Below are 6,147 nucleotides of genomic sequence, written 5' to 3' on the forward strand. Positions count from 1 at the left end.
TTCCTTATAACGAACCGTGAAGTGACAAGGCGCGCCCAAGTGTGAAGGTCAGGTTGAACTTTTGGTCATGCTCTGGCCGCACTGCGTTCTGCCTCGACCTCAGCCCGCGCGCGATCGAAGAGCTCCTGGGCGTGCGCCCGTCCAGTTTCAGTGTCATCCAGGCCCGCGAGCATGCGAGCCAATTCTTCGACGCGCTGATCCGCGCTCAAAGTCAGCACTCCCGAGGTGACCTCGTCATCCCCCACGTGCTTGGCCACGTGCAGGTGAGTATCTGCGTAGGCGGCCACCTGCGGGAGGTGTGTGACCACGATGACCTGGTGCCGCTGGGCCAAGCGAGCGAGCCGACGACCAATCTCCACGGCCGCGCGCCCGCCTACGCCGGCATCAACCTCGTCAAAAACCAAGGTCTCCCCGGTAGTCGTGGATGACAAGATGACTTCCAACGCGAGCATCACGCGTGAGAGCTCACCGCCTGAGGCCGAGGCTGCCAAGGGACGGCCTGGCGTGGAGTCGTTCGGGGCAAGAAGAATCTCCACGCTGTCTGCTCCGTACGGACCACAGTCGGTCTGCTCGATGGAAACCTCCAACCGCGCCTTGGGCATCGCCAGCCCTCGGATCTCTTTGGTGGCCTCCTGCGCAAGCGTGCCCGCTGCTCGCCCGCGGGCTTTAGACAGGCGCGCTGCCTTTTTCTCCATATCAGCCTGCGCGCTAGCGACCTGCTTGGCAAGCTTTTCCAGCGCTTCCGTCGACGTGTCGATTTTGGATAGCCGCAGCTTCGCCTTTTCCAGCCATCGCACAACTCCCGTGGCATCGGGTGCGTACTTGCGGGTCAGGGACTTAAGATCCTGCTGTCGGTGCAAGAGCGTGTCCAACTCCCCCGGATCCACGGGCAAGCCTGCTAGGTAGCTGCCTAGCTCCCCACTGACCGTGGACAGTCTCTGCGAGACCTCGGTCAGCTCTTCTCCCAGCTCCCGAAGAGTTACATCTGACGAGGAACGGAGAGTTTCCGCTGCCCGCCCGAGCAAAGTCGAGGCCGGGTCCTCCTCGCCATAGCCGCCAAGAGCCTCGGGCCCGTCTATGCACGTGAGTGCCTCTGTCGCCTGTTCACGCAGCGTATCGACGCTCTGCAAACGGCGAATCTGCGCGAGAAGTTCTTCGTCCTCTCCCTCTCGGGGATCAACGGCCTCAATCTCATTGACGGCAAACGTCAGACGGTCGACTTCCTGCGCCAATTCTCTTTTCGACTTGGTCCGCTCGCGCAGATCCTTAGCCAACGCGCGATATTTCTTATACGCCTCGCGGTATTCCTGCACCAGGGGTGCGATGGACTCGTCGAAACGATCAATGGCAGCTAGTTGCTGTTCGGGAGCCAAGAGGCGCAATTGATCATTTTGACCATGGATCGTCAGCAGGTGTTCGGAGAACTCCTTGAGAGTAGCGGCAGGAACAGCCTTACCACCCAGGTAGGCCTTTGATCGTCCACCCGCAGTGACCGAGCGCGCGACGAGGAACTCACCATTGTCATCAGGAACACCGCCCGCCGCCTCCACTAGGTCCGCTACTTTCCGGTGCTGACCCGGCCCCAAGTCAGCCGAGACGAAACTTCCTTCCACGAGGGCACGCTCTGCTCCACTTCGAACGCGTGAGGCATCAGCACGTCCCCCTGACAGCAGACGTAGGCCCGTGACAACCATGGTCTTACCTGCGCCGGTCTCACCCGTGAGCACCGTCAAACCGCTAGATAGTTCCGCGGAGGCAGAAGTGATGACGCCCAGGTTACTGATCGAGAGGTCTGCGAGCATATGTTCGATCCTAGTGGCTTAGGTAGCGCTTTTCGACGGGCCTCGCCAACCAGAGACCGGCAAGCGCAGTTTGTTTACGAGGCGATCGGTAAACGGGCGGTCGTCGATACGCACCCACCGCACCGGCCGCTGGCCGCGCACCACCTCAACCCGTGATCCGGGAGGCATCTCAATCGATCGAAATCCGTCCATCACCGCGCTTGCAGTCGAGGTCTCGGTGGCGAGCTCGAAAGCCACGGTGGATTTTGGCGAAACCACCAACGGCTTGGTGAACAATGCGTGGGCGTTGTTAGGAACGACCAGGATGGCATCCAGCTCTGGCCACAGCACTGGCCCGCCAGCAGAAAAGGCGTATGCCGTCGACCCCGTAGGAGTGGATATGAGTACACCGTCGCACCCGAAAGAACTCACCGGGCGATAGTCGACCTCGAGAATGGCGTCGAGAACCCCACGCCGATTGCTGTTTTCCACGCTGACCTCGTTTAATGCCCAACCACTGCCGAGCTCGCGTCCCGAGGCGTCCAAGATCCGGACATCGATAGTCATGCGGTCCTCGATGCCATACTTGCCATCGATCACCCGTTGAACGGCAACGTCCAGTGACTCCGCCTCCCATTCCGCGAGAAAGCCGACATGGCCCAGGTTGATTCCCAGCACCGGTAGGTCCTGCGCATAGGCCAGGTCAGCGGCTCGCAGAAACGTTCCATCGCCGCCCAGAACTAGGACGAAGTCGCAGTCAACCGCTGCCCGGCGATCATGGGGAACGCGTGGCAGTGCACCGAGCACCTCGTCCTCGTTGAGTGGTGTTGGGTCATGATGCGACACCACGCGAACACCAACCCCGGATTCCTGAAGTTGGCGAGCCGCGCTCGAGGCCGCAGCTACGTTAGCGGGCCTTCCGGTATGCGGGACGAGCAGCACCTCGCGTGGCCGGGGGCTAAGCGCCTGTGGGTAGGCGTTGATCTCTGATCCTGGCTGAGTCATTGTGGGCCCTCCGCTACGGCGTGCTTGATCATGTCCGCGCACTGCTGCTTGCTTGGTGCGGATGCACCGCCATCCTTGACCAGCCACAAGAAGAATTCCACGTTGCCGCTCGGACCTGGCAGAGGTGAGGCGACCACCTGCTTGCAGCTTAGGCCCAGGCTCAGCGCGAAGTCAGCAACATCTTGCGTCACTTCAGCCCGCAGGCCGGGATCGCGCACAACGCCGCCCGAGCCCAAACGATCTTTTCCAACCTCAAACTGAGGCTTCACCATGGGCAAAAGGTCCGCGCCTTCGGCCATGCACTCCGCGATTGCCGGAAGTGTCAGCTTGAGCGAGATGAAGGACAAGTCACCCACCATCAGATCGCACAGGCCACCGGCCATCTCTGGAGTAAGGTGCCGGATGTTGGTTCGGTCCAATACTCGTACTCGCTCATCGCTTTGCAGCCGCCAGTCGAGTTGGCCGTAACCCACGTCAACAGCGACAACCTCACGTACTCCCCGGCGGAGAAGAACATCTGTAAAACCCCCGGTCGAGGCACCTGCATCCAGTGCACGCCTGCCCTTTACCTGCAATCCGTGTGGCTCGAACGCCTCGAGAGCACCGAGTAGTTTGTGGGCTCCGCGCGAGGCGTAATCGTCGTTTTCGACGCTTGCGACCTTAATTGAGGCCTCGGGCTCAACGACCGTAGCTGGTTTCACTGCCGGAAGCCCATTCACCGTCACGCGGTTGGCCTTGATCATGGCAGTAGCTTGCTCACGTGAGCGAGCAATCTTACGCCGGACGAGTTCGGCATCGAGACGCCGTCGGGTTGGAGCCATGGCAAATACGTGCTTTCGAAGTGGTGAATAAGTTCTAACTAGTCGAGCTTTAGAGCATGTGCCAACAAGTCATGAGCGCGCTCCAGAATATCTGCTTCTTCCTGGAGCGAGCCAGACTGTTGCGTTAAGACCTCTGTGACGTCCGCCCGCAGCTGCTCAGGGTCGACCTGGGGCGCATTCGGATCTCGTGGGATCGGCCTACTCATAGCCATTGCTCCATGACACGTTCAGCGTGGGGTGAACCAGCTTGAACGCCTCGCGGCGGCTGCGGACTATTCCAAGCAACAGCTAGCACCGTGCGCAGCGCATGCGTCGCGGTAGAAGCGTTAGTGCCGCCGTCCAGCACTATGTCTTCTCCTACTCGGCGGGCGGAGAAACCACCCTGCGCTCCGGGAAGAAGAGCCTCGGCGGGTTGAAGCAGGCCTCGCAGGTCCTCGGCAACATAAGTAGGACGCTGTTCCACGGGCGCCTTGACCAGGGCGTGGTGTTGGGAGACACCGGTGAGGACGTGCAATGAGGACATACCCGCAGCTACGGCTCCCTTAATGTCAGTATCCAAACGATCCCCAACCGCCAGTGGACGCCTAGCCTGACACGACGACGCAGCCTGAACAAACATGGCTGGTTCAGGCTTACCAGCGGACTGCGGAGTTACACCAGTCGCAGAAGTCACGGCCGCGACCATTGAGCCATTGCCGACGCAAAGACCACGGGGAGTAGGAAGCGTAGTGTCCACGTTTGAGGCGATGTAGCGAGCACCAGCTTGAATGGCTAGGGCCGCCTCTGACAATTCTGCCCATCCCGTAGCCGGATTGTGCCCATGCAACACCACAGCTGGATCTTCCTCAGCAGATCCGACCACCTCGAACCCAGCGGTCTGGGCTGCAGCAGAGAACGCCTCGGTGCCCAAAACAAGCACGCGAGAGCCCTTGGCAACGACATTCCGGGCGAGGTTAACCGCGGCTTGAGCTGAGTTCAACACGGCAGATGCAGAGGTCGCTAACCCGACATTGCTCAACATTTCGGCGACCGTTTCGGGACTACGCGATGCGTTATTGGTGACGTACATCAGCGTGGTGTCCGTCGATCCAAGCACGTCAAGCGCTCCGTCAATCAGCTGCCCAGACTCCCAGACTGTTCCGTCCAGGTCCAAGAGCAGGGCGTCGTGTTGCTCAAGCAGCGTCATAATAATGGCTCCTACTCTGCCGCGTTAGAAGAATGGCCCTCGTCCAGTGCTGCTAGACGACTGGCTGCATCCGTGGTCTCCAACGCATCCGCCTGCAAAACAACTTCAAACCACCGTCGGGCGTCGTCGACACGACCAGCCTGCAACAGCGCATCCGCATACGCGTAGTTCAAGCGCACGCCTGACTCGCTGGCATCGCTTTCCTGTGGATCAAGCCGTTCCAAAGTCACAACGGCCGACTCGGCCTGGTCCATGTCCAATCGAGCCCCGGCCACAACGATAGCTAGCTCTCTATGCGAGTCCTGATCGAGCAAACGCGCTTCCTCTGACCGCCCTAACTCGATAGCCTTCTCAGGACGACCAAGCCCTCGCTCGCAATCTGCCATGACCGCGAGCATTCCAGGACCGCCTGAAATACGACGAGCGGCACGCAACTCCGCCAAGGCTTCCTTCCACTCACCTGCACGGTAAGCCACGATGCCATTGACCTCTCGAGCGACGCCCACACGACCAGCACGCTCCTTAGCAGCGCGCGCGTGCCGAAGCGCCAGCTTGGGATCATCTTCTAGGAGGTCGATGGCCGTAATCATATGCTTGGCGACGGCATCAGCGTTGTCCATTGCCAAAACCTGAAGATCTTGGAGCACCAAAGGATCTAGGTCCTTGATATCGATGCCCTCCGGCAAATCCGGCTCATTATTCCGGCGTTCCATGCGCTCTTCCCGGTAGCGCGGACGAGAGGGACCGTAACGGCGATTGGAGCTACGCTCTCGCTTCTCGACGTCTCCCTTGCGCCCCTGATGCCCCGCATTTCGGCCAGAACGGACTCGCTTACCTTTGCCGCCATCGCGGGAGTAAAGACCCTTTTTGTGATCGCTCATAACTAACGTCCTCTCAGCCGTGTAAACACGCGTGAAGCCACTTTACAAGCAAAAGAAAAAGGGACGTGATCGCTGAAGTCATCACTAAACGACTCCTACGATCACGTCCCTCTTCATAATTACTTCACTGTGAAATTATTTTTTTACTTTTTGGTCGGCGGTAACCTACTCTCCCACACCCTCCCGAGTGCAGTACCATCAGCGTGGACAGGCTTAGCTTCCGGGTTCGGAACGGGACCGGGCGTTTCCCCACCACCATCAACCACCGACACAACCACAGAACAACAACCCCGTCACACAAGGACCAGGTGCTGTGTCGTGTCAGACACTGCATAATGAACGCGAACAACATATTCTCATGTGTTTATCTCGTGCGGCACACAATCAAGCGTGTTTGAAGTCGGTTTATTAGTACCGGTCACCTCAACACCTCACAATGCTTACAGATCCGGCCTATCAACCCCATCATCTCT

The 6,147-nt window shown here is 59.4% G+C and carries 6 protein-coding genes and 1 rRNA gene; all 7 read right to left on the bottom strand.

Annotation, left to right across the window (positions count from 1 at the left end):
• Nucleotides 1–65 precede the first annotated feature (65 nt).
• A complete protein-coding gene (recN, locus tag FHE74_RS06140) occupies nucleotides 66–1,802 on the bottom strand; it encodes a DNA repair protein RecN (protein ID WP_139465624.1) in 1,737 nt (578 codons plus the stop codon).
• Nucleotides 1,803–1,820: 18 nt separating this feature from the next.
• The gene (locus FHE74_RS06145; protein WP_139465625.1) at nucleotides 1,821–2,786 is read right to left on the bottom strand and encodes an NAD kinase; all 966 of its coding nucleotides are present in this window, start codon (nucleotides 2,784–2,786) and stop codon (nucleotides 1,821–1,823) included.
• Complete coding sequence (locus FHE74_RS06150) at nucleotides 2,783–3,607, bottom strand: TlyA family RNA methyltransferase (protein ID WP_139465626.1); 825 nt, start codon at nucleotides 3,605–3,607, stop codon at nucleotides 2,783–2,785. Before FHE74_RS06150 ends, FHE74_RS06145 begins: the two co-directional genes overlap by 4 nt.
• A 38-nt stretch (nucleotides 3,608–3,645) precedes the next feature.
• Complete coding sequence (locus tag FHE74_RS10660; RefSeq protein ID WP_180339696.1) at nucleotides 3,646–3,813, bottom strand: hypothetical protein; 168 nt, start codon at nucleotides 3,811–3,813, stop codon at nucleotides 3,646–3,648.
• A complete protein-coding gene (locus tag FHE74_RS06155; protein WP_139465627.1) occupies nucleotides 3,810–4,793 on the bottom strand; it encodes an HAD-IIA family hydrolase in 984 nt (327 codons plus the stop codon). Before FHE74_RS06155 ends, FHE74_RS10660 begins: the two co-directional genes overlap by 4 nt.
• Nucleotides 4,794–4,804: 11 nt before the next feature.
• Nucleotides 4,805–5,674, bottom strand: a complete 870-nt coding sequence (locus tag FHE74_RS06160) for a tetratricopeptide repeat protein (RefSeq protein ID WP_139465628.1) — start codon at nucleotides 5,672–5,674, stop codon at nucleotides 4,805–4,807.
• 152 nt (nucleotides 5,675–5,826) lie between these two features.
• Nucleotides 5,827–5,944, bottom strand: a 5S ribosomal RNA gene (gene rrf / locus FHE74_RS06165).
• Between the last annotated feature and the right edge of the window lie 203 nt (nucleotides 5,945–6,147).

It is taken from the genome of Corynebacterium tapiri (genome assembly GCF_006334925.1).
GTDB classification, from domain to species: domain Bacteria; phylum Actinomycetota; class Actinomycetes; order Mycobacteriales; family Mycobacteriaceae; genus Corynebacterium; species Corynebacterium tapiri.